Genomic DNA, 26390 nt, shown 5'->3' on the forward strand with positions numbered 1-26390 from the left:
ATGAGCGTGGCCAACAGTGGTCTTCAAGGCGCACGCGTCATCGATATTCACGCCCATGCGGTGCTGGAGGAAACCTTCGGCGGGGCCGGGGCTTTCGGGCCGGAACTTTACGCGGAGGCCGACGGGGTGCCGGTGTTTCGCATCGGGGACTACCGCCTGCGCGGGGTGCGATATCGCGGCAGTCCGTTCATGGAACCGGCGCTGCGCATCGCCGCAATGGACCGGATCGGCATCGACTGGCAGTTGCTCTCGCCCAACCCGCTCACCTATTTCCACTACATTCCCGCCGACGAGGCGATCCGTTTCTGCCGCGTCCACAACGATGCGCTGGCGGCTGTCGTGGCGCAGTTTCCGGACCGGCTCGGTGCCGCCGCTGCGCTGCCGATGCAGGATGTGGGAGCCGCCATCGCGGAACTGCGCCGCACGGTGCGCGAACTTGGGTTTCGCGCCGCCTATATCGGCGCGGACATGCCCCACGGGCTCTCCGATGCAGTGATGGACCCGTTTTACGACGCCGTGAGTGCGTTGGATGTGCCCTTGTTCATCCATCCGGCCTCGGCTGGGATCGACGGCCCGCCTGGCCCTGCCTCGCTCGGCCTGTTCGAGCTTGATATCACGGTCGGCTTCGCGATGCAGGAAACGGTTGCGCTCGCCACGTTGCTGTTTGGCGGAGTGCTGCACCGCCATCCCGCGCTCGATATTTGCATCAGCCATGGCGGCGGCGCGATCAGCCTGCTGTGGGGACGGCTGCGCCATGCCGCGCACAAACGCACTTGGGTCCCGGAGCATCTGCGGCCCGAGGGCCGGTTCGAGGAGACCTTGCAGCGCATCTGGTACGACATCCACATGCACGACAGTCAGTCGCTTGACTTGCTGATCGCGCGGGTCGGGCAGGAACGGCTGGTCTATGGCACCAACTTTGCCGGTTGGGATGCGCCGCAGAGCCTCGATACCCACGGCATGGAGCCTTTGCTGGCTGACAATGCGCGGCGGCTGCTGCGCGGCTAACTCCGCGTCAGGCCAAGGCCGAGGCCGCCGTCGACATCCAGAATCGCGCCGGTAACCCAGGGCGCGGTGATGAGGTATTCGGCGGCTTGGGCTACATCGATGCCTTGGCCAATGTGATTGATCGCTTGCAATGGCAGCATGGCGGTCAGGCGTTCGCGTGCTTCGGCCTCGGTCAAGAGGCCCGCGCGCACGTTGATTTCGGTGAGGACGCCGCCGGGGACAATGCAGTTTACGCGGATCGACCGATCGCCGAGTTCGGCGGCGAGCACTTGCGTCAAAGTCTGCGCCGCCGCCTTGGTGGCAGCATAGGGTGATGCGCCGGGAAAGGCCCGCCGCGTGTGGCTCGATCCGAAGAACAGGATCGATCCGCGGGTCTGCGCCAGATGCGGCACGGCAAGGCCAGACAGCATCATTGCACCGACGACATTCGAATGGAAAATTCCAAGCAGCTGGGCTTCGTCCAGTTCGGTCAGCGGACCCCGATACATATTGCCGGCATTGTTAATCAGCACGTCGAGTTTGCCGCCGTTGGCCAGTGCGGCCGCGATCATGGCAGCGCGGTCAGCCGCCACGGTCACGTTGCCTGTCACGGCCGCGCACCCGATGTCAGCGGCCACCGCGCGGACCTTGTCGGTGCGCCTGCCGCTGATCGTGACACGGGCACCTTGCGCCACGAAATGCCGCGCCATCGCTTCGCCAAGTCCGGAACCACCGCCGGTGATGAGAATGCTTTTGCCTGCAATGTCAGTCATGTCGGATCTCCGCGCAGCCATTCGAGCAATCCTGCTAGGATCGCAGCATGCGCCGGATGCTGCAGCGAAGCCCCGTCATGCCCCAGCGTGTCGACCGCGACTTTTCCAGTGCCGCACATCCTGCGCCAGACCACCGGGACCGCGCCATGTCCGGCATCGGCAGCGGCCAGAACCTCGCAGTCGCTGGCAAGGTCAAGGTTGTGATAGACCTCGTCTGCCAGCGTGAAGCGGCGTTCGCCTGCGCTGATCGCGGCTCCGGCGAATGTCAGTTCGGCGCTCACATTGCCAAGAGGCGGATGGAAGGAGTGGTCCCAGTTCCAGCCACCGCCGAGCAGATCGATCCAGCCGGGCTGGTTGTCCCAGCAAATTACGGCGGTATGCATCGCGAGCAAGCTGCCGCCGCCTGCAACATGGTTTGCGATCCGCGCCATGTCCGCATCATCCAGCAAGGCGCCCCATTCTGCGCGATCTGCGGCGTGGCGTTCGGCCTGGGTCATCGACCAGCGCAGTGCGTTGACGGCAAGGATACTGCGACGACCGGAGACTAGCGTCAGCGCTTCAGAAATGCTCGAGGTGAGCGTGGTCCGCAGCCCCATGCCTTGCGCAATGCTTGCCAGCGCTGCCGACGATTCGGCAAACGGATGCCGGTAACCATCGCTGTAGATGACCAGATGGGGTTCATTCATTGCCGCGTGGCAGGTTCTTGAGCACGGCGTGAGTCACGCCGCCATCGACCACCAGATCATGCCCGGTGATATAGCTGCCCGCCGCGCTGTCGAGGAAGCAGATGGCATTGGCGATGTCCTCGGGCGTGCCGAGGCGGCCAAGCGGCACCCCGGCGGTGCGGCTGGCCCGCACTTTGGGGTCGGCATAGATCGGTGCGGACATGCCGCCATCGACGAAGCCGGGAGCCACACTATTGAAGCGCAGCCCGTGGCCACCATACTCCAGCGCGAATTGCTTCATCAATTGCAGCACGGCGCTTTTGGTTGCGGGATAGGCTCCGGCACCGGGTCCGGGGCTATAGGCATTGATCGAAGTGAGCGAGACGACATGGCCCGACCCGCGCGGGATCATGCGCCGCACCGCCTCACGCGTGACCGCAAACACCCCGATCAGATTGATATCTACAACCTGGCGGAACGCCTCGACTGACAGCTCGCCGAGTTGGCCGAAACGCACGATCCCCGCATTGTTGACGACAAGGTCGGGCACGTCGCCGAAGGCATCGAACAAGTCGCTGACCGCAGCGGCATCGGACACGTCGGCGAGATGGCCAGTCAGGTGCTCATGGGAAGCAGCCAGCGCGGCAACGCTGTTGGCATTCACATCTGCAATGGCAACGCGGTATCCCGCAGCGAGCAGGGCTTTTGCAATTGCAGCGCCGATTCCTGCGCCGCCACCCGTCACAAGCGCAAGCTTCATGAATGGCGATCCTTTGTGAACTGTAACGGGAAGGAGCCCCAGTTGGGGCGTTTTGTGCTTGCATCGGCCACCGGCGGATCGCTGGCGATCGTTCGCGCACCGCAGCGCAGAAGCTCACCCACCACCAGCGCGACAATGCCGAGTTGGGCCTCGTTGGGGTCGGAGCCGGGCTTGGCCACGATCCCGCCGTCCAGCTCGCGGCCCAGGCAGGTGTGCAGCCCGATGCCGAAGGCGAGGCCCGAACGCAACACATTGCCAGGGATGACGCGGTCGGGATTGAACTGGTCCGCATCCGAGCCAAAGACCGCCACATCGCGGTTCGCCCGGAACAAGTCGAGCTCGATCCGGTCGCCTGCCTCCAGTTCACCCGCGCCCGCCACATGCATTGGGCAAGTCGTGCTGCGCCAGGCCTCGTGGCTGGCGGGATGCAGCCGCAGCGATTCATGCGCACAATGCTGCACGAAGATCGCGTTATCGAGGCGGGCCCAGCGCGCCGCATCATAGCCTGCCCAGTGCAGGATCTCGTGGAGCGCATGGACAATCGCATTGGCGGTCGAATGCGCGCCTGCCTGCATGTAGAACGCGATCTCGCGCAAGATCTGGTGTTCTTCCAGTTCCAGCGCATCATTGCCCATGAGCAGCGTCGTTAGCACATCGCGCGGCAACTCTGCTTCGGAGAGTTCACCTGCCGCGCAGGCCGCGATCAGCGCGCGGCGCCGGGCCAGCGAGGGTTGGAAAAAGTCCCTGTCGAAATCCGCCATCACCGCTGAAACCTCGCGGTTGATGTCGGCATGGTTGCGGGTCGAATGGACCATTGTGGCCCCTTCGCTGAGCTTCTTCGTGATGGCGATGAGGCGCTCGGTTTCCTCAGCTGTTCGCAGCCGCCGGTCGATCCCGGCAAAATCCGAGGTCAGGTTTACCGTCAGTCGGTAGCCGAGCTGGATCAGATCACCGCCCCCAGCGGCGCGGTAAGGCGCCATGGTTTCCCCCAGCGTTTTGGGGAAAACCTCTTTCTCATAGTAGTGGAAGAAGTTGCGACGAAACACCCTGACCTCGACCGTGCGCCGCCGCCCATGCTCCTCGCCATGAAGTGTCAGAAGCACCCCGTCCATGACGACTTTGCCCGCATCATAAAGCGCTTGCTTGAGATCGCGGTTGCGGAGGGCCGTTTCGCAATCGCTGAACGAGGTGATGCGGTGAATGCTCATCAGATGATCGCTCGCTCCCGGTCGAAGCGGACGGGATACCGTGCCCAGGAAACGCGGGTGATGCCTTGGTCGAGCGCGGCCTTGTCATCGGGATCGGCGTGGATTCCGGCCTCCAGCAGGGCCTTTACGATCAGCGGCACCGTGCCGAACTGGTGATCGGCAGGCACGGTATCCGCACGGGGTTCGACCCCGATCGCCAGATTGCGCCCGAGGCAGGCATGCGCGCCAAGCCCCATCGAGATGCCGTGGGCAAAGGCCTGCCCGGCAAAGGTCCGATGGGGGTCGAAGTGCTCTGGATCGGGTCCGAACACGGCTTCCTCTCGATTGGCCTGGCGCAGATCGATAACGACGGTGTCGCCTTCGTTGGCTGCGCTGCCATCGCCAAGTGTGATCGGGCAAAGCGCCCGCCGTTTAGCGACAGGGCTGGAAGGGTGCAGACGCACACTTTCGAAAACGCAGTGCTGGATAAAGAACGGGTCCGAAGCGAGGCGCGCGATGTCTTCGGGATGGGCGTTTACCCATTCCAGGATTTCATGGATTGCGTGGGTCAGCGAATGGATGGTGGTGTGCGCACCTGCCATCGTGAAGAAGATGCCCTCCTGCAGGAACTCCTGCTCGGTCATGCCGAGCTTGTCCTCGTCTATGACCAGCGCCATGAGCACATCTCGCGGCAAGGCATCGGCAGACATTTTCCCTGCATCACACGCAGCATTTAGTGCCCGGCGGCGCTTCAGCGAGGGGGTGAGGAAACGCTCCCGGAACTGTTCCATGGCGCGCTCGATCCGGGCGCGCTTTTCGGGCACATCTTCTGGACGCGACTGGCCGAGCGCGGGGGCAAGGCTGAACTCCTTGAGCAGCCGCAGCAGTTCGGCGGTCTCCTCGGCCGAACGCTCGGTCCTGTCGATCCCGGTGAAATCGACGGTGAGGTTCATCATCATACGGTAGCCGATGTCGACCAGATCGCCTTTGCCAGCGGCCAGAAAAGGACCCAGCGTTTCGGCCAGCGTCTGCGGCATGATGTTCTTTTCGTAATCGACGAAGACGTTTTTGCGGAACACCGTTGCTTCGACATTGCGTCGTGCACGGTGTTCTGCCCCATGCAGATTGACGAGGCAGCGCTCCATCATCAGCGATGCGGCGTCATAAAGCGATTGGCGCAGCTCGCTCTGTCGCAGGGTTTTGGCGCAGCCTTCGAAGCTGGTGATCGTATGCTCGGTCATTCGCCAGCCTTCCAATGACCGGTGGCAAGCCGCGTAGCAGCGACCCTCGAATAGTTCGAAACGCGCCACGATGGGGGATCGCGCCGTTCGGGCAGCGGCGTCGCAAGATCGGTCGCCTTGCCCGCCTGAAACACGTGGGCAATGCCGCCCTTCTCGCCCAGCAGTGTCACGTCTTGCGTGCAATCGCCCGCTACCACGATGATATCCGCGTCCTTGCCGACCTCAAGCGTGCCGATGCGATCGGCAAGGCCAAGCGCACGCGCGCCCTCGAACGTGGCGCAGCGCAGCGCCTGCAGCGGCGTGAGCCCGAGGTTCTCGACCAGGATCTGCAGTTCGCGCCAGTGCCATTCGCCATAGGGCGTGATCGAAAATCCACTTTCGGTCCCGCATGCCAGCGGCACTCCGGCGTCATAGGCGATGCGCAGCTGGCGGCTGCTTTGTTCAATTTCCTTCGCAAACAGATCCTGCAAATAGGCGCTGGCCCCAATCATCTTTCCATGATCGGCCAGGACCGCCTGGAAAGTAAGCGTCGGAACAATCGGCACTTTTGCGGCGATCACCGCCTCCAGCGCCGCGTCGTCCATATAGGTTGCGTGGAGGATCATGTCGAACCCGGCGCGCGCGGCGTCGCGCGTGCTGGTGGCGTTGCGGCAATGCCCGACTATAGGCAGCCCGAGATCGTGAGCGGTTGCGGCGGCTAGAACGAGTTCCTCGAACGACCAGACCTGGATCTCGCCCTCGCTTCGCTGGCGCGGGATCAGGCCCGTGACATGGATCTTGATCCAGTCCGCCCCGCGTTTGGCCTGGCGGCGGATTTCGGCAACGATATCATCTTTGCTCGGCGTTACCTTGAGATAACCGATGCCGCCTTCATCGGGCACCAGCAGTCCGGCCGTCCCGCCGACCGAGGTGAACAGCGCGTTGCCGCCACATCGCATGCGCGGTCCCGGCGTGACGCCACATTCGATCGCGTCGCGCAGGTCCAGCGAAACATCGAAGATGGTGTCGGCATCGAACATCGTGGTCACGCCCGCGCGCAGCACCTTGCGGACGTTGTAGGCGGCGATGATTGCGGCAAGCCCCTCCCGCCGGTGGAAAAACAGCTCGTCGTTGCTGAACGGTTCGTCAAAGCTGATGTGGCAGTGCGCATCGACCAGCCCAGGCATGACCGTCATGCCCCGCGCGTCAATTCGCGTTACCTTGCGGTCGGCGCAGTAGGCCAAGGCCTCTTCTCCGCGCGCTAGAATCCTGTCCGAAAAAGCAATGGCTTCGAGCTGTGGCGGGCTGCCACTGCCGTCATACAGAATGCCGCTTTCGATCAGGGTGATGATTGCCGCGTCCAAAGTGCCTCTCCGTTCTCTGCCAGAATTTTTATATTTATTTCGATAGAATCACAAGCGAGCAACTTGTCTCAGGAGTTTAAACGCGATCATCGTTTTGAAACAATGAGGATGCGCTGATTCAAAAGGGCTGCCATGTCGGTTGGGCGCCCCTGCAATGTCGCGTTCATTGTTCCGGCTGAGCGTCTATTCTTACCGAAACCTCACATTCGAGGGGCAGGCCGGGAACGACGGCCAAGTCCCAGGATCTGTCATTCCCGCATTACGTCTAAAGGCGATATAATCGCCCCCAATCTCAAGGCAGCAGGTTGACCGCCGCCCCCCCCCGACGCCGTCTCAGCCGCCTCCCGCGCAGCGCGTTCCTTGGCGTCCGCGCGCTCGACGAAGCGCATCAGGATCAGCGTGCCTTCGAACAGGATCACAAGCGGGATGGCGAGGCTTAGCTGCGAGATCACATCAGGGGGCGTGATCACTGCGGCCAGCGCGGTGATGGCGACGATCACATAGCGCCGCGCCGCCACGAGCTGCGTGCGGGTGACGATGCCGGCGCGGTTGAGCAGCATCAGCAGCACCGGCAGCAGGAAGCTGATCCCGAAGGCGAGGATGAACTGCATGACGAGATCGAGGTAGTCGCCGGTGCCCGGCAACGCTTCGAGATGCAGCCCGCCCTTGTCGCCCTGAAAACCAAGGAACCATTTGAACGCGGTGGGCATCACGATGAAATAGGCAAGGCTTGCCCCCATCGTGAACAGCACTGGGGTAGCGATCAGGAAGGGCAGGAACGCCTTTTTCTCGCGCGCATAGAGCCCCGGCGCGACGAACGCCCAAAGCTGGTTGGCGATGACCGGGAAGCTGACCATGAACGCGCCGAACATCGCCACTTTGACTTCGACGAAAAACGCTTCGTAGAGCTTGGTGTAGATCAGGCGGCCCTGCCCCGGCGGAAACGCCTCCATCAGCGGGCGCACCAGAATCGCGAAGATCGTGTCGGCAAAGTAAAAACACAGCACAAACGCCGCGGCGAGCGCATAGACACAGCGCAATAGCCGCGTGCGCAATTCGATCAGATGATCGAGCAGCGGGGCCTGCGTTTCGTCCAGATCATTCACGATCATGGCGCGGCGGTATCTTTGACCGAAACGTCTGTGGCCGAAGCTTCGGCCAGCGGCCCGGTCATCAGCGGCGCGCTAGGTTCGGTCGGCGCGACCGCCACAATGGCCGGATCAATGTCCTGCGCGGCATCGATAGTCTGGCCCTCGGCCACCGGATGCGCGGCCATGATCGCGGCGTTCTGCTCGCGCCATTTGCGCTCCATCTCCTCCATTTCCGCCTCGCGGATCATGGTCTCGATACCGGAACGGAAATGATTGGAAACGCGCCGCACTTTGCCCATCCACCGCCCGGCGGTGCGCAGCGCCAGCGGCAGATCCTTGGGGCCGATGACGACAATCGCCACAATCGCGACGAGCAGCATTTCGGACGGGGCAATATCAAACATGGCCGGTCCCGGTCAGTGCAAGTGCAAGCGCCGATGTGATCAGGCGTTCCCGCCCGGCTTGGTCTGATCGCTCGTCGCGCTTTGCGGCGCGGCGGGCGGCGGCGCGGCCTGCTGCAATTGCGCGGGCGGCGCGGACACCGGGCGATCGGTCTCCTCGCTCATGCCAGCCTTGAAGCTTTTGATGCCCTTGCCAAAATCGCCCATCATCTCGGAAATGCGGCCACGGCCAAACAGGACGAGGACCACCAGCGCGAGGATGATCAGGTGCGGAAGCGATAAGCCACCCATGACATATTCTCCTTTGTCGGCCTGAGATAGGGCATCTTATGGCAAACTGCCAGCAAGCTCACAAAATTTCGTCGCGTTCCTCTCCCCCGCTGCCCGCAAGAGCATCTCCGGCCTCGGCCTCGGCCTCGTCCTCCATCAGGCTGGCAAACACATCCTCCACCGGATCGAGCAGACCGGCCGCGCGCAGTTCGTCGATGCCCGGCAGATCGCGCCGCGATTCGAGCCCGAAGTGGGCCAGAAACGCCGGCGTGGTCGCGTAGATCGTTGGCCGCCCCGGCACTTCGCGCCGCCCGGCGACGCGCACCCAGCCTGCTTCCATCAGCACATCGAGCGTGCCCCGCGCGGTCTGCACGCCCCGGATCGCTTCGATCTCGGCGCGGCTGACCGGTTCGTGATAGGCGATGATCGCCAGCGCTTCGGTCGCCGCGCGCGAAAGGCGGCGAACATCTTCCTTCTCGCGGCGGAGCAGATGCGCCAGATCGGGCGCGGTTTGAAAATGCCAGCGCCCGCCGCGCATGACCAGCTCGATCCCGCGCCCGGCATAGTGCGCGGTGAGCTGGGCCAGTGCCTCATCCACCGCCGCGCCGTTCAGGTGCCGCGAAAGCTCCTCCGGCGACAGCGGCGCATCGGCGGCAAACAGCGCGGCCTCGACCGCCCGGGTAAGATCGTCCATCAGCCGCGCGCCTTGCGCAGCAGCAGCGGGCCAAAGCACGCCTCTTGCGCGATCTCGGCGCGCCCCTGTTTGGCCAGTTCGAGCGCGGCGACAAAGCTGGATGCCAGCGCCGAGCGCGCGAGGCGCGGGTCTTGCGCCAGGCTGGTGCCGCGCGGAGGCAGAAAGCTGGCAAGATCAGTCCATTCGACCGCAGCGCCGAGCATGACCGCAATCCGCGCAATGGCCGCTTCCAGCGTCATCACCGGCCGCTCGCGCACCATGTGCACCACCGGCGCGGTGCGCACCTTGATCTGGCCATACGCCTCGATCAACCCGAACAGATCACACTGCCATGTCACATGCCGGTCTGTGCGGAGCCCCTCGGGGCTCAGCCGGGCAAAGACATCGCGCCCCAGCCGGTCCCGCGCCATCAGCCGCGCCCCTGCCTCGCGCATTGCGCCAAGCCGTTGCAGCCGCAATTGCAGCTTCAGCGCGAGTTCCTCGGGGCTGGGCTGCTGCTCCGGGTCGCGCGGCAGCAGCAGCAGCGACTTGAGATAGGCCAGCCACGCCGCCATCACCAGATAATCGGCGGCCAGTTCCAGCCTCAGGGTCTGCGCTTGTTCGATAAAGCCGAGATACTGATCGACCAGATCGAGGATCGAGATGGTGCGCAGATCGACTTTTTGCCGCCGCGCCAGATCGAGCAGCAGATCGAGCGGCCCTTCCCAGCCCTCCAGCTCAAGATGCAGCGCCTCGTCCTTGCGCTGCGTCGCAGGCGGCGCTTCCCACGCCGGATCAGCCTCGGGCAGGATCAGCGCTGCGCTTACAGGCGGCATCGTCAGGCCAGCGCAAGCAGGCGGTCGCGCGTTTCGACAAGCGCCACCTGCCGCGCCATGTCCGTGGCCGCATCGGGAATGGCGGTCACAGCCAGCGCGCGGTCCAGCCGCGCGGCGGTCTCGGCGCTCATCGGCGCAAGGCCTTGCGCAATGCCCACCATGTCATCCATCCGGCCCCAGCAATTGAGCGCCAGATCGCACCCAGCGGCCTGCGCCCGCACCGCGCGCTCGGGCACCGAACCGGCGAGCGCCGCCATGTCGAGGTCGTCTGTCAGAAGCAGGCCGTCAAACCCGATGGCCTCGCGGATGATCTTCTGGATGATGAACGGCGACTGCGTTGCCGGATTATCCGCGTCCCACGCGGTAAACCGGATATGCCCGGTCATTCCGATGCGCGATCCCGCCAGCGCGCGAAACGGCGCAAGATCATGCGCTAGTTCCTCTGCGCTTGCGGTCACTTCGGGCAATTCCTTGTGGCTATCGGCATATGCCCGGCCATGGCCGGGCATATGCTTGATCACCCCCGCGATCCCGGCCCGCGCCAACCCATCGAGCACCGCCCGGCCCAGCGCCGCCACGCGCATCGGTTCTGCGCCCAAAGCGCGGTCGCCGATCACATCGTGCGCCCCGGTCTGGCGCACATCGAGCAGTGGCAGGCAATCGACGGTGATCCCCGCTTCCGCCAGATCGAGCCCGAGCGCCTCGGCATTGGCGCGCGCAGCCTCGATCGCGCTGATCGGCGCGCGGTCATAAAGCCGGTCAAAATGCTCGCCCGCTGGGTACGCCGCCCAGACCGGGGGTTTCATCCGCGCCACCCGGCCGCCTTCCTGATCGATGCAGATGAACGTCCGCTCCCGCCCGTGCAGCGCGCGCAAGTCATCGGTCAGCGCGCGCAACTGCGCCCGGTCGGCTACATTGCGGCCAAACAGGATGTAGCCCGCCGGGTCCGCATCGCGAAAGAACGCGCGCTCGTCATCGCTGAGTGTGGGGCCGGAAAGGCCGAAAATTGCCGCAAGCATGCGCCCGGATCGCTCAAATGCGGCGGACTGGCAAGGCGTTGTTGTGCGCTTGGCAGGGGAAAAGCCGCGCCTGCATCGCGCCGCTTGCCATTGAACCTGCCGCTGCTTGCCCATTCCGGCAAACAATGCTCAAAATCGGGGTATCACCGAGTTCCGCCGGTTCCAAAGATGGAGTTTTGGCAGATGCTGCGCAAGCTTCTCACAGTTCTGCTTCCCTTGGGTGCCATCGTTGGCATTGCACTCTGGGTGCTCTCGCCGCCGCGCTACACCGATCCCCGCACGATCCGCTTCGCTGGCCAAACACCGGGATCGGTGATCGCCGTCGAACGGCTCGGCGGGTACAACAAACTAGCCCTGAGCGGGCTGCTCTGGTTCGCAGACCTGCCGGTCAAAACATCCGTGTCCGACGGGATCGAGATGTTCCGCATTCGCTACTGGTCCTTGAACCAGGGCAAGCCGGTCGAAGCATCAGGCCTGATGGCGGTTCCCTATCAAACGCTGGGCGGGCAGCCTTCTCGCGGAACGGCGATGTACCTGCACGGCACCAGCCCGGACCGGATAAACTCGCCCTCGGCCCCTGGCCCGCAGGAGGGCCTGTTGCCCAGCGCCGTTTTTGCGGGCGGCGGCTACACCTTGCTTGCGCCAGATTATTTCGGCCTTGGCCAGTCGCATGCCGCGCCAGCCTATATCTATGCGCCGGCGACCGCCGCTGCGGCGCGCGACATGGTGATCGCTGCGAGGCACGTCGCAGACGCGATGAAGCTCAGATTTTCGCCGGACCTCTATATTGTTGGCTTTTCGCAAGGCGGCCATGCCACTGCCGTGGTGCAGCGCGCGCTGGAAGACGCACCTATTCCCGGTATCGAGATCAAAGCGGCCGCTGCAGTTGCCGGTGCCTTCGATCTGGCCGGCGTGAGCGTGCCCTATGCCTTTGCGCAGAAGCATTCGCTCTATCTCAGCTTTCTCGCTGTGTCTTATGCCGCGCAATATCATCAACCGCTCGGTACTCTGCTGACCGACCACTACGCAAAGGTTCTGCCGGTCGTGTTCGACGGCAACCACACGATCGAGGCGATCGAGGCCGCCCTTCCCCCTGATCCGCGCGCCCTGTTCCGTCCAGAGGCGCTTGCTGCAATAACAGAGAGCAAACCCAACTGGTTCAGCGCCGGACTTGCGGCCAACGAGGCATGGAACTGGACGCCCAAAGCTCCGCTCAAGCTGTATTACGGAGACCGCGACGCGGACGTTTCACCTCAGGACTCGAAAGGCTTCTATGCATCCGCCGCAAAACGAGGCGCAAATATCCATCTCATGCCGCTCGGGCCCTATGACCACGTCGGATCTGCCTTGCAGGCAGTGCCGCGCGCAAGGATCTGGTTCGATGAATTGAGCAGGCCCGTGAGAAGCTGATTCAGCGCTTTACCTGGCACTTCAGCCCTTCGGCCTGCAACTTGTTGCACAGCGCAGTGGCTGCGCCCAGATCGGCTGCGATCGCTTGCAGCCGGAACACGGTGCCGATATCGGCTTTGCCCTCGACCGCGCGGTGCGCCATGCCCTTGAGGAGGGCGTGCTGGCCGACGAGTTTGTTCCACGCGGCTTCGGCGCTGGCGCTGCTGCCAAAGGCCCCCACCTGCACACCGACGCCGCCATTAGCGGCAGGCGCAGAGGCAGGCGCAGCCGCTGCCGCTGCCGCAGGCGGCGATGCCGCAGCGCCCGGCTTGGGCGCAACAGCCGCCGCGCCGCCCGCCAGATTGGCGGCGGGCTTTTCGCCCTCGCTCACCTTGAAGCTGGAATCGCCGGTGCCTTGAAAGGTTTTGCCGCCGGGATCTTGCGGGGCGATCTTGTAAGGCTCTTTGCTCGCCTCGATCACGCTGCCGTCTGCTGCGGTTTGCGTCGCGCCGCCACGCGACAGCCAGTAAATCGCGCCAACAAGGGCGGCAAGCAGCAAGACCGCCAGCGCGATGAAGGCGATCGTGCGGCCGGTGTTCGAAGCCGGTTGATCATAATCGACATCGTCCGCGCTTTCGAGCCAGGGCAGGCGCTCTTCGTCGCCGAGCGCCAGCCGCGCAGATTGCGCCGCTTCGTCAAACTCGGACACGCCGATCGGCTTTGCGCCGAACTGCGACACATTGCGAGCGGCGGCGGCTGCGTCTGACCAATCGTCCTCATGCTCGTCACCGATGCCCGGTCCGCCCATGTTTATCATCGCGTCATAACTCCTCAGCCGCCTCAACCCCAAGCAGGGCAAGCCCATTGCGCAGCACTTGCCCGATTTGCTCGGCAAGGAAAAGCCGCGCTGCCGTCAGCGCCGCGTCTTGTGCCACAATGAACCGCTTTTCCGGCCGGTCATTCCCGACATTCCAATAGGCGTGGAGCGCTGCGGCCAGATCGTAGAGGAAAAACGCCATCCGGTGCGGCTCGCGCGCCGCTGCCGCGCCTTCGACCACGCGCGGAAACTGCGCGGCAAGCTTGATCAGCGCCAGTTCCTCTTCGCCCAGCCGCGCCAGATCGGCGTCCGCCGGAATGATCCCCTCCGCCGCGCCCTTGCGCAGGGTCGAGCGGATGCGGGCATGCGCATACTGCACATAAAACACCGGGTTATCCTTCGATGCCTCGACCACTTTGGCAAAGTCGAAATCCATCTGTGCATCGGGCTTGCGGCTCAGCATGGTGAAGCGCACCACATCCTTGTCCACTTCCTCAACCACATCGGCCAACGTCACGAAATTGCCCGAGCGCTTGGACATCTTTACCGGCTCGCCGTCGCGCAGCAGTTGCACCATCTGCACCAGCTTGATTTCAAACGGCTTCGCAGATTGCCCATCCGCGCTGGTGAGCGCGGCGACCGCGGCCTTGATCCGCTTGACTGTGCCCGAATGGTCCGCGCCCCAGATATCGACGAGCGCGTCGGCGGTCTCCGCCTTCTGGAAGTGATAGGCGAGATCCGCTCCGAAATAGGTCCAGCTGCCGTCCGACTTGCGGATCGGCCGGTCCTGATCATCGCCAAACCGGGTGGAGCGGAACAGTGGCAGCACCACCGGCTCCCAATCATCCAGCGTCTTGCCCTTGGGCGCTTCCAGCTGCCCATCATAGACCAGATCATGCGCGCGCAGCCATGCCTCGGCCACTTGCGGCTTGCCGGCCGCCTGCAATTCCGCCTCCGACGAAAAAAGATCGTGGCGGATGCCGAGCAAGGCGAGGTCGGCCTTGATCATCTCCAGCATGGCCGCCACCGCGCGCAGGCGAAACGGGATCAGCCATTCGCTCTCGGGCGCTTGGGCATAGGAATCGCCAAATTCCTGCGCCAGCGCCTGCCCCACCGGCATCAGATAATCGCCGGGATAGAGCCCCTCGGGGATAGCGCCGACGTCCTCGCCTAGCGCCTCGCGGTAGCGCACGTGCGCCGAGCGGGCGAGCACATCGACCTGCCCGCCGGCATCGTTGACGTAATACTCTTTGATCACCTTATGCCCGGCAAAGGCGAGCAGCGCCGCCAGCGCATCGCCAACCACCGCGCCCCGGCAATGGCCCATGTGCATCGGCCCGGTCGGATTGGCCGAGACATATTCGACGTTGACGGTTCGGCCGCCGCCCATGTCCGAACGGCCATAATCGCCGCCAGCCTCGGCAATCAGCCGCAGCTCCGCCAGCCACGAGGCATCATCCAGCCGCAGATTGATGAACCCGGGGCCCGCCATCTCTGCCGAAACAATGCGCGGCTCGCTGGCCAATTGCGCTACCAGCAGCGCCGCCAGCGCGCGCGGATTGGTTCCCGAAGGCTTGGCCAGCACCATCGCGGCGTTGGTGGAAAGATCGCCGTGGCTCGCCTCGCGCGGCGGCTCGCAAGTGATCGCTCCGCGCGCCAGGCCCGGCGGCAGTGTTCCTGCCGCTTCGAGCGCATCGAGCGCGGAATCGATCACGGCGGCAAACGCGGCGAATATCGGCTGAGTTGGTTCGGTCATCCGCGCGCCACTAGCGGATCACGCCGTGCAATGAAATGCCTGCGCGCCTTGAGCGCTCACCGCGTAACGTTATACGCCAGCTGGCGGTCGGTGAGCTGGAAGCCGATCAGCTGCTCGAAGCTGGCCTTGGCGAGCGCGGCGCGCACTTCGGGCTGCGCCAGCGGATCGACCGCCGCATCGACCTGACCCGGTTTGCGCTTTTTGGTCAGGCGTTTGCGGATGTCGGCCGGCAGCACGGCCTCGGCGCGATCAACCTGCGATGCCGCAGCCGCGCTGCTGGTGGCACGTTCCTGGCCATCGGCAAATTCGAGCCGAACCGCGCCGATCCGCTTGGCGATAACCACATTGCCGCCGCGGATCACGGTCGTGAAATAAGGCAGATCGACCGTGCGTGCGCCACGCGTGTCAATTCGCCGCGCAAACACATCAAAGGTCACATTTGTGGAAAGCTTGCCCGGTGCCGCCCTCTCATTGCAGTTGCTGCGCAGATTGGTGATCGAGGCGACAAGGTCGAGCGCCCCCGAATCGGTCCGCCCGGGCGCGGTAAACAAGGTGATGCTGCCAGTCATTTCGGGAATCGCCACAGTGGGGCAAGGGCTGCGCAGCGCGGTGACGCCGACGCTATCATCCACGACCAGTTCGCCGGAACCGCGCGAGCAGCCGCTCACCAGCAGGGCCGCTGCCAAGGAAACGCCGAAAACAACGCTGCGGCTGAAAGAGGCAGTCATGGGCGCGGGGTTCCTCGCAGTAGGTGTCAACTAGGACGCAAGCGGCACGGCAAGGGCAGCGCGCGTCGCCAAACCTGCCCTTTAGTCTCGCGGGACCGGTTCGGCAATGCCCACCGGGCTGGCCATCCAGAACGCGCGCGGCGCCTGCCATGGCGCAAAGGGCACAAGCAGGTGAGGTGGCTTTCCGTTGGGCGCTCGCGCTGCTACAATAAGGCATGACGACGAGTTATTCCGAAATCGCACCCTCTCCGATCGCTCCCAAGCCGCCACGCGGCGGGGATTATCCCCCGCTCAAGCTGCTGATCGCCGCGCCGCGCGGTTTCTGCGCCGGGGTCGATCGGGCCATCGAGATCGTCGAGCGGGCGATCACGCGGTATAACGCGCCGGTCTATGTGCGCCATGAAATCGTGCACAACCAGTTTGTGGTGGACGAGCTCAAGGCCAAAGGCGCGGTCTTTGTCGAAGAGCTTGAGGAAGTGCCAGACGGCGTTCCGGTTGTGTTTTCGGCGCACGGCGTGCCCAAGCAGGTGCCGCAGGCCGCCACTGCACGCGGGCTTGATTGGCTCGATGCGACCTGCCCGCTTGTCAGCAAGGTGCACCGTCAGGCTGAGCGCCATGTCGATGCCGGGCGGCATATCCTGTTTGTCGGCCACACCGGCCACCCCGAAGTGATCGGCACGATCGGCCAGGTGCCGGAGGGCGCGATCACGCTGGTTGAAACCGTGGCCGATGTCGAGGCGCTGCAATTTGCGGAAGGCACCTCGCTCGCGTTCCTGACGCAGACCACCCTTTCGGTGGATGATACCGCCGAGATCGTGGCCGCGCTGCGCCGCCGTTTTCCGGGAATTGCGGGGCCGCGCGCCGAAGACATCTGCTATGCCACGTCAAACCGGCAGGCAGCGGTGAAGGCGATTGCCGAGCGATGCGACCTCCTGCTGGTGATCGGCGCGCCCAACAGCTCGAACTCGCTGCGGCTGGTCGAAGTGGCGGAGCGCGCGGGCACCGTGTCGCGGCTGATCCAGCGCGCGGCCGATATCGACCGGGTGTGGCTTGAAGGCGTGACCACGCTGGGGCTTACGGCCGGTGCTTCCGCCCCCGAAGTGCTGGTCCGCGAAGTCGTTAATCAACTGTGCCAATGGCGCACGGTCGAGGAAGAGACCGTGACCACCACGGTCGAAGATATCGTATTCAAATTGCCACGCCAGCTCGCGGATTGATTGCGAAACATGGCTGTCTACACACACCTCGGGGCCGAGGAAATGGCGGCTCTGCTCGCCGAATTCGATGTCGGCACGCTGATCTCAGCCAAAGGCATTGCCGAAGGCGTGTCCAACAGTAACTGGCTGCTCGAAACGACCGGGCCGGAAGGCGCAGGACCGACACGCTATATCCTCACGATGTATGAGTTTCGCATCGAGCTAGCGGATTTGCCGTTCTTCCTCTCGTTGCTCGATCATCTGGCGGAAAAGGGCTGCCCGGTGCCGCGCACGATCCACGACCGCGACGGCCGATTGTTTCGCATGCGCGGCGACAAGGCTCTCGCGCTGATCGAATTCCTCCCCGGCGTTTCGGTGAGCACGCCCAGCCCGGCGCAGGCCCATGCCGTCGGCGCGGAACTTGCGCGGATGCATCTTGCCTCGTCCGATTTTGGCACGGTGCGCGCCAATGGCATGGCGCTGGCCGAATGGCAGCGGCTGGCGGCCGCTTGCGGCGAAGCGGGCCTTTCCAGCATCGATCCGGCGCTGGCCGAGATGGTGGCGCGCGAACTGCCCCGCCTTGCCGCCCAGTGGCCCACCGGATTGCCCAGCGCAGTGATCCACGCCGATCTTTTTCCCGATAACGCGCTGGTGCTGGGCGAGCGCATCTCCGGGCTGATCGACTTCTACTTCGCCTGCAACGATCTATGCGCTTATGATCTGGCGATTACCCATCTGGCCTGGTGCTTTGACGAGGCCAGCGGCGCGTTCCGCCCCGAATTGTCGCGCGCAATGATCGATGGCTACGAAACGCTGCGCCCTCTCGCGCCCGATGAGCGCGCAGCGATGCCGCTTTTGGCGCAAGGCGCGGCGATGCGCTTTATCATGAGCCGCGCTTACGACTGGCTCAATACGCCGGCCGATGCGCTGGTAACGCGCCGCGATCCGATGCAGATTGCCCGCCGCATGACGTTTTATCAGGATAACCCCGGAATTTTTGCATGAAGCATGTCGTGATTTTCACCGATGGCGCGTGCAAGGGCAATCCCGGCAAGGGCGGCTGGGGCGCGCTGCTGCGGATGGGCGAGCATGAAAAGGAACTGTCCGGGTCCGAACGGCTCACCACGAACAACCGCATGGAATTGATGGGCGCGATCCGCGCGCTCGAAGCCTTGAGCCAGCCATGCCGCGTGACCTTGCACTCAGACAGCAAGTATGTTCTCGACGGGATCACCAAGTGGATCTTTGGCTGGCAGAAAAAAGGCTGGAAAACCGCCGATAACAAGCCGGTCAAGAACGAGGATCTGTGGCGCGAACTGCTCACCGCCGCGCGCGGCCACGAGATCGAATGGGTCTGGGTGAAAGGCCATGACGGCCACCCCGAGAACGAACGGGTAGACCGCCTGGCCAGCAACGCGGCAATGGCGGCCTGAAGCCACCGCCCCGCGCATCACCGCGCAGGCGGGGACCTCAAGCCGTCCCAGCGCTAAGTTCGTCCCGGCGTTGCAGCACAACCACCTGAGGCCCCGGCCTGCGCCGAGGCGCAAGGGGCATCAATCGGCGGTAGTGGTGTCGACAACTTCCGCAGCGGGACCGTTCTTCAGGATCGAGTCAATCGCATTCTGCGCGCTGGCCTTCGACTTGTAACCTTCGGTCCAAAAAATGCTTTCGGCATTGTAGCAAAAATAAGCAACGAACTCGCCAGCCTTGTTTTTACGGATCTCAAAACGATGCGCCACAGTCGTGTCTCCCATCATGCAAGTGTGTCGTGCGGATTCTATAGCATCTGCGCCAGACGGTGCGAGGGCCAATTTTCAGCCAAACCGGCAGGGCGCATAGCGGCGCGGATCGAGGCTCTCGGTCATCGCATCGGCGGGCAAGCCGAGCAGTAGCTGCGCGCCCAGCCGCGCCGCAGCCGGCGCGGTCTGAATGCCAAAGCCGCCTTGGCCCGCAAACCAGAACAATCCCGCCCGCTCCGCATCGAAGCCATAGACCGGCAGGCGATCGGGCGCGAAGCTGCGCAGCCCTGCCCAGCGCCGCTCGACTGCGGCAACGGTCCAGTCGGTCACGCGCGCCAGCCGGTCGATCGCCAGCGCCACCGCCAGCTCTTCGGGCGCAACATCGCGCGCGACATCGGGGGTTTCATCGTGCGGTGAAAGCCACAGGCGGCCCGCCTGCGGTTTGAAGTAGAAATCCTGATCGATCCCGAAGGTGAGCGGCAGATGATCCGGCGGCGCAGGATCAACCCGCAATTGCGCCACTGTGCGGCGCAGCGGCACGATGCCAAGCGGCATGGCCCCCGCCGTCACCGCCACCGAATCGGCCCAGGCCCCCGCCGCATTGACCAGCAGCGCCGCGCGCGCGCCGCCGCGATCCTGCGGCCCGCCTTGCCACCATAGCCGCCACTGCGCGCCCTCGCGCTCGATCCGCTCGACCCGCGCCCGCACCCTGACGACGGTGCCGGCCTGCCTACTTTGCGCCAGATAATGCGCATGGAGCGCGGCGACGTCGATATCCGCGCAGCCCGGCGCCTGCGCGCCGACCGTCCAATCGCTGCGCAAGCCCGGCACCAGCGCCCCGAGCATCGCGCGCTCTACCAGCCTCACCTCGACCCCGATGCTGGCGAAGGTTTCGACAAAGCGCTCGATCCGCGGGCGATCTTCGGCGCGGCCGATCGTCAGCGCGCCGCGCGGCGAGAGAAATCCGCCATCCCGCAAGAATGCGCCCGAAGCGACCGTGAGCGGCACCACGCCGGGGCCGCCATAGGTCTCCTCCCAGAACGCCGCCGACCGGCCCGTGGTGTGATAACCCGGCGTATCCTCGCCCTCGACCAGCAACACCCGGGCATGAGGCGCACACTCCGCCGCGAGGCTGGCACCCGCCATCCCCGCGCCAATGATCGCAATATCGAACGATTCAGTCATCATTTCATCAATCGGTGCGCGCCAATTCCGCCCGGGCCAGAAACACCTCGATCGCGCGCAGCACCGCATCGCGCACGCTGTCGGCCTCGCGCAGCAGTTCGTGGCGCGCTTCGGCGCCCCAGCTTACCAACTCGCCGCGCGGCAGGCGCTGCGCGGCGCGCTCAATCGCGCGCCATGTCACGAGCTGGTCGCGGCGCGCGGCCAGCAGCAGGACCGGGGTGTTCACCGCTTCGAGCACCCCGGGCGCATTGAGCGCGGCGACCGAGGCCGCAGCGCGCTCGACCCAGCGCCAGCTGGCAGGACCGATCAAGAGCTCGGGCCGGGCACCGCGCCACCACATTTCGTCCTCATAGCGACCGGGATCAAACGTCAGCAATTCCGCTCGGCCCGAGACAGACGAACCGGGCTTTTCGCTCGATTTCCAAGCGGCCCGCGCGGGATTTCCGATCCGGCACATCAGGCGCGATGCCAAGTGTTGAATCACGGCTGGAATCGCGCTGACAAAGCCGAGCATCGGCGCGCTGAGCACCATGGCCGCCGGATTGACCCGCCGCTCGGCCAGCGCGCGCAGGATCAGATGGCCGCCCATCGAATGGCCGATGAGCACATGCGGCGCGGGCGTTTGCGCCTGCCATTCCTGCCAAAGCGCGGCCAGATCATCGATCCACGCCGCAAAATCGGCGATATCGCCAATCAGCGGATCGGCGCTCATCCGCCCGGAACCCGCCTGACCGCGCCAATCCGATGCCGTCACCCGCCAGCCATGCATGCTCCAGCCATCCAGCGTTTCCAGATACTTCTCATAAAAATCGCCCCGCCCGGGCAGAAACAGGATCGAACCGCGCGGGCGCGCGCCGGGGGCCGCATCCCAATCGATCCGGCGCACCGCATGCCCATCGGGCGCGCTCCACCGCGCCTCGCGCGCGGCGGCGGGGATCGAACGCCTGTCAAACAGTGGTGGGGTCATTGCGTGTAGGTCCCTTGAAAATTCGCGCCGGGCATCGAACCCATGCGTCCCTTTTTGGTTACGATTTGGTAAGTGGTTGTCCCGTATGAGGACCCCATGCAGGGAACTTACATCGTTTACGGGTTGGTCGGAGCCTTGGCAATCGCGCTGCTGATTGCCGCTTTCACCGATATCCGCCGCCGCCAGATCGACAACTGGCTGAATGCGACCGTGGCCGCAGGCGCGCCGCTGTTCTGGTGGGCCAGTGGCCTAAGCCTATGGCCCGACATCGCGCTTCAGCTTGGCGTGGCGATCATCGCGTTCTTCGCGCTGACCGGGTTGTTCGCGCTCAAAGTGATGGGCGGCGGAGATGTCAAGCTGCTGACCGCGCTCGCGCTGTGGCTGCCGTGGCTGCAGTTCATCCAATTGTTGCTGATCATGTCGATCGCTGGCGGTGTGCTTACCGTGGTGATGGGCATGTGGCACATCATGCAGCGCCGCAAGGACCGGCTGAAAATCCCTTATGGCATTGCGATCTCGGGAGCCGGGCTCTGGATCATCGGCTCAACATATGGGGCGGGCATGGCCGCCGCCATGGTCGGCTAGGTTAATTTTAATCAATTTGCTCCAGATATGCGGGCGCACACCACATTTGGCAACACGTCAGGATTGAAGCGATGGACAGGAAAAAGCTGCTGCTGCTGCTAGGCGCACTGATCGTGGCGATCGGCACAGCCTTCGCCGCCAGGAGCATGCTCATGGGCACAGGCACGCCGCAGGCGATAGCGGCCGCAAAGGTCCCGCTCGGCGACAAGGTGCTTGTTGCGAACCGCGCGCTTCCTGTCGGCACAATCATCACCGCCGATGCGCTGGGCTTTCAGCCCTGGCCTAAAGATCTGGTTCAGGACGCGTATTTCGTCGAAGGCACGGCCGATATGGCCAAGTTGCTGGGCACGGTCGTGCGCCACCCGATCACTGCGGGTGAGCCGGTAACGCAAGGCTCGCTGGTCTCGCCGGGCGACCGCGGCTTCCTCGCGGCGGCGCTCGGGCCGGGCCTTCGCGCGGTGACGATTGCAGTCAGCGCTCGCACCGGTGTCGCCGGTTTCGTTTTTCCGGGCGATCACATCGATCTGGTGCTCACGCAGGCGATCAAGGCCGAGGGCAGCCAGCTCAAGACGTCTGAAACCATCCTCCAGAACTTGCGCGTGCTCGCCACCGACCAGACCACCGATCAGGAGACGATCGAAGGCAAGACCCGCGTTCGCGCGTTCAGCACCGTCACGGTCGAGGTGACGCCCAAGATCGCCGAAAAGATCGCCGTTGCCCAGACGATCGGAACGATCAGCCTTTCGCTGCGCGCCCTGGCCGACAACTCGAGCGAGCTTGAACAGGCCATCGCATCGGGCGCGATCAAGGTGCCGGCCGGAGCCAGCAAGGCGGAAGAAGAGAAGATCCTGAAGCAGGCGATGAGCAAGCCGATCGAAAGCAGCGTGTCCTTCACCACCGGCGGCGATGTCTCGCGCTTTCAGCGCAAGAAAATGTCAGGCCCGGTCGATGGCCCGTCCGCTGCCGCCCGGATCGCCGCTGCTTTGCCTGCCGCTTTGCCGCGAGCCCTTGGGCCCTACATCCAGATGGGACCGGTCGTCCGCGTGACCCGCGGCAAAGAGACCGAGACCGTACACGTGGGGAGCAAATAACATGGCTGCAAACGCCCCGCACACGCCCTTGAAAGGCAAGACCATGAAGGCCCGTATCGCTTCCCGGTTAATCACGGCGGCTGCGCTCGCGCTGCCGCTCGCCATGCTCCCCGGCATCGAGGGTGCCTTGGCGCAGAGCGTCACCAGCCCGGCGCGCAGCATCGCCTTGTCGATCGGGCGCGGACAGTTGGTTACACTGCCCAGCAGGATGGCCGATGTGTTCGTCGCCAACGAGCTGATTGCCGATGTGCAGGTAAAATCGACCAACCAGCTGTTCGTGTTCGGCAAGTCCGGCGGCGAAACCACCGTTTATGCCAGCAACAGCGCCGGAGACGTCATCTGGTCGGCCAATGTGCGCGTTGGCACGAATATCGATAGCGTCGAGCAAATGCTGCATCTGGCCATGCCCGATGCCAAGATCGCCACTTCGACGATGAACAGCACCGTGCTGCTGACCGGCACTGTGGCCGCGCCTGAAGATGCCGCCGAAGCCGAGCGTCTGGTCAAAGCTTTTGTCGGCGAGAAGATCAATGTCGTCAGCCGCCTGAAAATGTCGACCCCGCTGCAGATCAACCTGCAGGTCAAGTTTGCCGAAGTCAGCCGCACTCTGGTGCGCCAGATCGGCAGCAACCTGACCACGATTGATGGTTCCGGCGGCTTCAAATTCGGCATCGGCCAGGGCCGCCAGACTTCCACGATATTCACCACCGATCCCAACCTGCCGCTCGGCATCGGCACCAATGTGCAGGGCTTCACCATCGACCCCACAGGTGCCGCCATCACACCGACAAACCCTCGAGGCATAATTGCTGCGCCGGGCACCAACGTCACCCAGTTGGCAGAGGCCACCACGCTGGCCGGGATGGGCCGCCTGTTCGGGCTCGACATTCTCGGCGCGCTCGATCTGGGCGAAACGATCGGCCTCGTTACTTCGCTGGCAGAGCCCAACCTCACCGCGCTCTCCGGCGAAACCGCAGAGTTCCTTGCGGGCGGTGAATATCCGATCCCGATTTCCCAGGGGCTTGGCGTCACTACGATCGAATACAAGCGTTACGGCGTGAGCCTGTCCTACACGCCCACGGTGCTCGCCAATGGGCGCATTTCGCTCCGCGTGCGGCCGGAAGTCTCCGAGCTTACGTCAGAAGGCTCGATCACCACTGGCGGCGTCACCGTGCCGGCCCTGACCGTGCGCCGCGCCGAAACATCGATCGAGCTAGGCTCGGGCCAGAGCTTCATGATCGCGGGCTTGCTGCGCAACAATTCGCAAGACCAGATCAAGAAAGTCCCGGGTGCAGGCGACTTGCCGATCCTGGGCTCGCTGTTCCGCTCGACCGCCTACCGCAAGGGCGAGACCGAACTGGTCATCGTGGTAACGCCGTATCTCGTCAACCCGGTCGATGCGAGCGAGATCAAGCTGCCGACCGACGGTTTCCGGGCGCCAACCGCGCTGCAACAGTTGCTCAACAATCAGGACAACGACGGCATCAGTGGCGGTGAGCGCGCCAAACCCAGCGAGAAGCCGGGCACGATCAAGGCAAGCCCGAAAGTCGGCTTGCTCGACGATCCGCGCAGCGGCGCACCCGCAACCGTCCCCGTCCAAGCCTCAGCATCGCGCGAAGTTCGTCGTTCTCCCGAACCTCGCTCGAAGAACCGTCAAACAATCGCCGCAACGCCCGGCTTCAGCCTCAAATGAGAATGGAAACCGTCATGAACCGCCAGCTTCCTTTCCGCTATCGCCGCATGGCTGCAACTGCGCTGGCTCTGGTCGTAGCGCTGCCGCTTGGCGCATGCGCCAGCAACACCAAGGCCAATCGCTCGGTGGAGAGCATCCATCAGCCCGTCGTCGAACGTAACGCCTACGTTTTCGAAGTTTCCACCATGCCCGGCGGAGGCCTTGCCGTCTCCGAACAGCGCCGCTTGCTAAGCTGGTTCGATGCGCTCGATCTGCGCTATGGGGATCGCATCTCGATCGATGATCCGGCAGACTCGTCCGCCACGCGCGGTGCAATCGAAGCGGTCGCCGCTCGCTTTGCCATTGCTGTCGCCGATCCCGCGCCCGTGCTCGATGGCCAAGTCAGCCCGGGGACCGCGCGTATCATCGTGAATCGCTCGGTCGCATCTGTCCCCGGTTGCCCGGATTGGTCCGATAAAAAGGACACCAACTTCAAGAACGCCACGTCGCCCGGTTATGGCTGCGCGGTGAACAGCAATCTCGCGGCGATGGTCGCGGACAAGGATGATCTGGTGCGCGGCGTTCGCGGCACCGGCTCCACGGTGATCATGACCGCCAACAAGGCGATCGAAACCTACCGCGCCAAACCGCCGACCGGCGCTGCTGTCGTCAAAGAAGTTTCCAGTAAGTAAGGGAGTAATTGAGCGATGAGTGCGAACTGGAAAGGCGGCAATCGCGATATGTTCGCGGCTTTCGTATGCGACGACGCGGCGCTCGATGTGCTGCGTCCGCTGGCAGTGGATATGGGATGGCAGCCTGAGAAGGTGGCCAAAGGCGGCCTGCGCAATGCGATCCAGTCGCTTTCGGTTGCGGCCAGCCCCGCAATCCTGATCGTCGATCTGTCGGAAAGCGGCGATCCGCTCAACGATATCAATGCGCTGGCCGAAGTATGCGAGCCGGGCACGGTCGTGATCGCGATTGGCCAGGTCAACGATGTGCGGCTTTACCGCGATCTCGTCGCCTCGGGCATTCAGGATTATCTGCTCAAGCCGCTCTCGTCCGGCCAGGTGCGCGATGCCGTCATTCAGGCGCAAACAATTTTCGCAGCGCCCAAGGGCAGCGACAGCGGGTCGCTTAAGCGCCACATTTCGACCGCCGTGGTCGGAACGCGCGGTGGCGCGGGCGCATCGACCCTGGCGACATCGCTGGCATGGCTGTTCAGCACCGATCACCGGTTGCCAACGGCGCTGCTGGATCTCGACGTTCACTTCGGCACCGGCGCGTTGACGCTCGATCTCGAGCCGGGCCGCGGCCTGACCGATGCGATCGACAACCCCAGCCGGATCGACGGTCTGTTTATCGAACGCGCCATGATCCGGGCGAACGACAATCTCGCCATTCTTTCCGCCGAAGCGCCGATCAGCGCTCCCCTGATGACCGATGGCAGCGCCTTTGTGCAGCTGGAGGAGGAATTTCGCCACGCGTTCGAAATGACCGTGATCGATCTGCCGCGCAACATGCTGATCAATTTTCCGCACTTGCTGACGGCGGTCAACGTGGTCGTCGTCACGACCGAGCTGACGCTGGCCGGCGCACGCGATGCCATCCGCCTGCTGTCGTGGCTCAAAAGCAATGCGTCGCACGCCTTACCGCTCCTCGTCGCGAGCAAAGTGCAAGCCGGCGTGGGCGAAATCAGCAAGGGCGACTTCGAAGCCTCAATCGAACGCAAGATCGACTACACCATCCCGTTCGATGCCAAGTCCGCTTCGAATGCCGCCAAGCTTGGGCAAACTTTCGTCGGGGCCAATCGCGGCACCAAGGCAGGCCTGGCACTGCGCGATCTGGCCGAGGCCATCGTCGCAACTGGCAGCGAACCGGAAGCCGATGGGGGCAAGGGCGCCAAAGTCGCGAAGAACGCCGGCGCCAAGACCTCGCTGCTCGGCAAGTTCGATCTGAAGAAGATGCTCCCCTCCAAGGCAAAGGCAGGCGCACCGGCGTGATCCGAGCTGACGCAGCCCT

Annotated in this window: 28 protein-coding genes; 10 read left to right on the forward strand and 18 right to left on the reverse strand. The window is 64.1% G+C overall.

The window, feature by feature from the left end; genetic code table 11:
- Window positions 1-1008 carry an amidohydrolase family protein gene (locus Q0O40_RS03390; protein WP_295526184.1) on the forward strand — a complete coding sequence of 336 codons (1008 nt, stop codon included), beginning with the start codon at window positions 1-3 and terminating at the stop codon, window positions 1006-1008.
- Here Q0O40_RS03390 and Q0O40_RS03395 read toward each other — a convergent pair.
- The 12 genes from Q0O40_RS03395 to nagZ all read right to left on the reverse strand — a co-directional run bounded on the left by Q0O40_RS03395 (window position 1005) and on the right by nagZ (window position 11246).
- Window positions 1005-1760: an SDR family NAD(P)-dependent oxidoreductase gene (locus Q0O40_RS03395; RefSeq protein ID WP_295526187.1), complete on the reverse strand. Its 756-nt coding sequence runs from the start codon at window positions 1758-1760 to the stop codon at window positions 1005-1007. The genes Q0O40_RS03390 and Q0O40_RS03395 overlap by 4 nt on opposite strands.
- Window positions 1757-2446, reverse strand: coding sequence for a ThuA domain-containing protein (locus Q0O40_RS03400; protein ID WP_295526190.1), 690 nt, complete (start codon window positions 2444-2446; stop codon window positions 1757-1759). The genes Q0O40_RS03395 and Q0O40_RS03400 overlap by 4 nt, the downstream gene beginning before the upstream one ends.
- Window positions 2439-3185: an SDR family NAD(P)-dependent oxidoreductase gene (locus Q0O40_RS03405; protein ID WP_295526192.1), complete on the reverse strand. Its 747-nt coding sequence runs from the start codon at window positions 3183-3185 to the stop codon at window positions 2439-2441. Before Q0O40_RS03405 ends, Q0O40_RS03400 begins: the two co-directional genes overlap by 8 nt.
- On the reverse strand, window positions 3182-4393 hold the full coding sequence (locus Q0O40_RS03410; protein WP_295526194.1) for a cytochrome P450: 1212 nt from the start codon (window positions 4391-4393) through the stop codon (window positions 3182-3184). The genes Q0O40_RS03405 and Q0O40_RS03410 overlap by 4 nt, the downstream gene beginning before the upstream one ends.
- Window positions 4393-5613, reverse strand: coding sequence for a cytochrome P450 (locus Q0O40_RS03415; protein ID WP_295526196.1), 1221 nt, complete (start codon window positions 5611-5613; stop codon window positions 4393-4395). The genes Q0O40_RS03410 and Q0O40_RS03415 overlap by 1 nt, the downstream gene beginning before the upstream one ends.
- Window positions 5610-6956: an amidohydrolase family protein gene (locus Q0O40_RS03420; RefSeq protein WP_295526198.1), complete on the reverse strand. Its 1347-nt coding sequence runs from the start codon at window positions 6954-6956 to the stop codon at window positions 5610-5612. The genes Q0O40_RS03415 and Q0O40_RS03420 overlap by 4 nt, the downstream gene beginning before the upstream one ends.
- Window positions 6957-7204: 248 nt before the next feature.
- Entirely contained in the window at window positions 7205-8068 is an 864-nt protein-coding gene (tatC, locus tag Q0O40_RS03425; protein WP_295526199.1) for a twin-arginine translocase subunit TatC, read from the reverse strand.
- Window positions 8065-8451, reverse strand: coding sequence for a Sec-independent protein translocase protein TatB (gene tatB, locus Q0O40_RS03430; protein WP_295526200.1), 387 nt, complete (start codon window positions 8449-8451; stop codon window positions 8065-8067). Before tatB ends, tatC begins: the two co-directional genes overlap by 4 nt.
- 39 nt (window positions 8452-8490) lie before the next feature.
- Window positions 8491-8739, reverse strand: coding sequence for a twin-arginine translocase TatA/TatE family subunit (gene tatA, locus Q0O40_RS03435; protein WP_295526201.1), 249 nt, complete (start codon window positions 8737-8739; stop codon window positions 8491-8493).
- 58 nt (window positions 8740-8797) lie between these two features.
- Complete coding sequence (scpB, locus tag Q0O40_RS03440) at window positions 8798-9412, reverse strand: SMC-Scp complex subunit ScpB (RefSeq protein WP_295526203.1); 615 nt, start codon at window positions 9410-9412, stop codon at window positions 8798-8800.
- Window positions 9412-10227: a ScpA family protein gene (locus Q0O40_RS03445; protein ID WP_295526204.1), complete on the reverse strand. Its 816-nt coding sequence runs from the start codon at window positions 10225-10227 to the stop codon at window positions 9412-9414. The genes scpB and Q0O40_RS03445 overlap by 1 nt, the downstream gene beginning before the upstream one ends.
- 2 nt (window positions 10228-10229) lie before the next feature.
- The gene (nagZ, locus tag Q0O40_RS03450) at window positions 10230-11246 is read right to left on the reverse strand and encodes a beta-N-acetylhexosaminidase (RefSeq protein ID WP_295526205.1); all 1017 of its coding nucleotides are present in this window, start codon (window positions 11244-11246) and stop codon (window positions 10230-10232) included.
- Between the two features lie 183 nt (window positions 11247-11429).
- On the opposite strand from nagZ, the gene Q0O40_RS03455 reads away from it, so the two are divergent.
- The gene (locus Q0O40_RS03455; RefSeq protein ID WP_295526206.1) at window positions 11430-12656 is read left to right on the forward strand and encodes a hypothetical protein; all 1227 of its coding nucleotides are present in this window, start codon (window positions 11430-11432) and stop codon (window positions 12654-12656) included.
- Window position 12657: 1 nt separating this feature from the next.
- Here Q0O40_RS03455 and Q0O40_RS03460 read toward each other — a convergent pair whose 3' ends face one another.
- Genes Q0O40_RS03460 through Q0O40_RS03470 form a run of 3 tightly spaced genes read right to left on the reverse strand, consistent with a single transcriptional unit; the run spans window position 12658 to window position 15936 of the window.
- Window positions 12658-13452 (reverse strand): SPOR domain-containing protein, encoded by a 795-nt coding sequence (locus Q0O40_RS03460; protein WP_295526207.1) that lies wholly within the window; start codon window positions 13450-13452, stop codon window positions 12658-12660.
- A gap of 4 nt (window positions 13453-13456) precedes the next feature.
- The gene (gene argS, locus Q0O40_RS03465; RefSeq protein ID WP_295526208.1) at window positions 13457-15208 is read right to left on the reverse strand and encodes an arginine--tRNA ligase; all 1752 of its coding nucleotides are present in this window, start codon (window positions 15206-15208) and stop codon (window positions 13457-13459) included.
- Window positions 15209-15264: 56 nt separating this feature from the next.
- Window positions 15265-15936 (reverse strand): hypothetical protein, encoded by a 672-nt coding sequence (locus Q0O40_RS03470; RefSeq protein WP_295526209.1) that lies wholly within the window; start codon window positions 15934-15936, stop codon window positions 15265-15267.
- A gap of 215 nt (window positions 15937-16151) precedes the next feature.
- Between Q0O40_RS03470 and ispH the strand changes: the two genes are divergently transcribed.
- The 3 genes from ispH to rnhA are packed head-to-tail and all read left to right on the forward strand — an operon-like array spanning window position 16152 to window position 18565.
- Window positions 16152-17153, forward strand: a complete 1002-nt coding sequence (gene ispH, locus Q0O40_RS03475) for a 4-hydroxy-3-methylbut-2-enyl diphosphate reductase (protein WP_295526210.1) — start codon at window positions 16152-16154, stop codon at window positions 17151-17153.
- A 9-nt stretch (window positions 17154-17162) separates the two neighbouring features.
- On the forward strand, window positions 17163-18137 hold the full coding sequence (thrB, locus tag Q0O40_RS03480; protein WP_295526211.1) for a homoserine kinase: 975 nt from the start codon (window positions 17163-17165) through the stop codon (window positions 18135-18137).
- Complete coding sequence (gene rnhA, locus Q0O40_RS03485) at window positions 18134-18565, forward strand: ribonuclease HI (protein WP_295526212.1); 432 nt, start codon at window positions 18134-18136, stop codon at window positions 18563-18565. The genes thrB and rnhA overlap by 4 nt, the downstream gene beginning before the upstream one ends.
- Before the next feature lie 120 nt (window positions 18566-18685).
- On the opposite strand, the gene Q0O40_RS03490 is transcribed toward rnhA, so the two are convergent.
- From Q0O40_RS03490 to Q0O40_RS03500, 3 genes are all read right to left on the reverse strand, one after another.
- Window positions 18686-18871 carry a DUF1508 domain-containing protein gene (locus Q0O40_RS03490; RefSeq protein WP_295526256.1) on the reverse strand — a complete coding sequence of 62 codons (186 nt, stop codon included), beginning with the start codon at window positions 18869-18871 and terminating at the stop codon, window positions 18686-18688.
- Between the two features lie 75 nt (window positions 18872-18946).
- Window positions 18947-20056: an FAD-binding oxidoreductase gene (locus Q0O40_RS03495; protein WP_295526258.1), complete on the reverse strand. Its 1110-nt coding sequence runs from the start codon at window positions 20054-20056 to the stop codon at window positions 18947-18949.
- A 7-nt stretch (window positions 20057-20063) separates the two neighbouring features.
- A complete protein-coding gene (locus Q0O40_RS03500; RefSeq protein ID WP_295526213.1) occupies window positions 20064-21023 on the reverse strand; it encodes an alpha/beta hydrolase in 960 nt (319 codons plus the stop codon).
- A gap of 96 nt (window positions 21024-21119) precedes the next feature.
- Here Q0O40_RS03500 and Q0O40_RS03505 point away from each other — a divergent pair, with 96 nt between their 5' ends.
- The 5 genes from Q0O40_RS03505 to Q0O40_RS03525 all read left to right on the forward strand — a co-directional run bounded on the left by Q0O40_RS03505 (window position 21120) and on the right by Q0O40_RS03525 (window position 26371).
- Complete coding sequence (locus Q0O40_RS03505; protein ID WP_295526214.1) at window positions 21120-21608, forward strand: prepilin peptidase; 489 nt, start codon at window positions 21120-21122, stop codon at window positions 21606-21608.
- A gap of 71 nt (window positions 21609-21679) precedes the next feature.
- Window positions 21680-22699, forward strand: coding sequence for a Flp pilus assembly protein CpaB (gene cpaB, locus Q0O40_RS03510; protein WP_295526216.1), 1020 nt, complete (start codon window positions 21680-21682; stop codon window positions 22697-22699).
- Between the two features lie 43 nt (window positions 22700-22742).
- A complete protein-coding gene (locus Q0O40_RS03515) occupies window positions 22743-24392 on the forward strand; it encodes a type II and III secretion system protein family protein (protein ID WP_295526218.1) in 1650 nt (549 codons plus the stop codon).
- 14 nt (window positions 24393-24406) lie between these two features.
- Window positions 24407-25063: a CpaD family pilus assembly protein gene (locus Q0O40_RS03520; protein WP_295526221.1), complete on the forward strand. Its 657-nt coding sequence runs from the start codon at window positions 24407-24409 to the stop codon at window positions 25061-25063.
- Between the two features lie 15 nt (window positions 25064-25078).
- Entirely contained in the window at window positions 25079-26371 is a 1293-nt protein-coding gene (locus tag Q0O40_RS03525; RefSeq protein ID WP_295526224.1) for a pilus assembly protein CpaE, read from the forward strand.
- The last annotated feature ends 19 nt before the right edge of the window (window positions 26372-26390 follow it).

Source organism: Novosphingobium sp. Chol11 (assembly GCF_945870625.1).
GTDB lineage: Bacteria > Pseudomonadota > Alphaproteobacteria > Sphingomonadales > Sphingomonadaceae > Novosphingobium.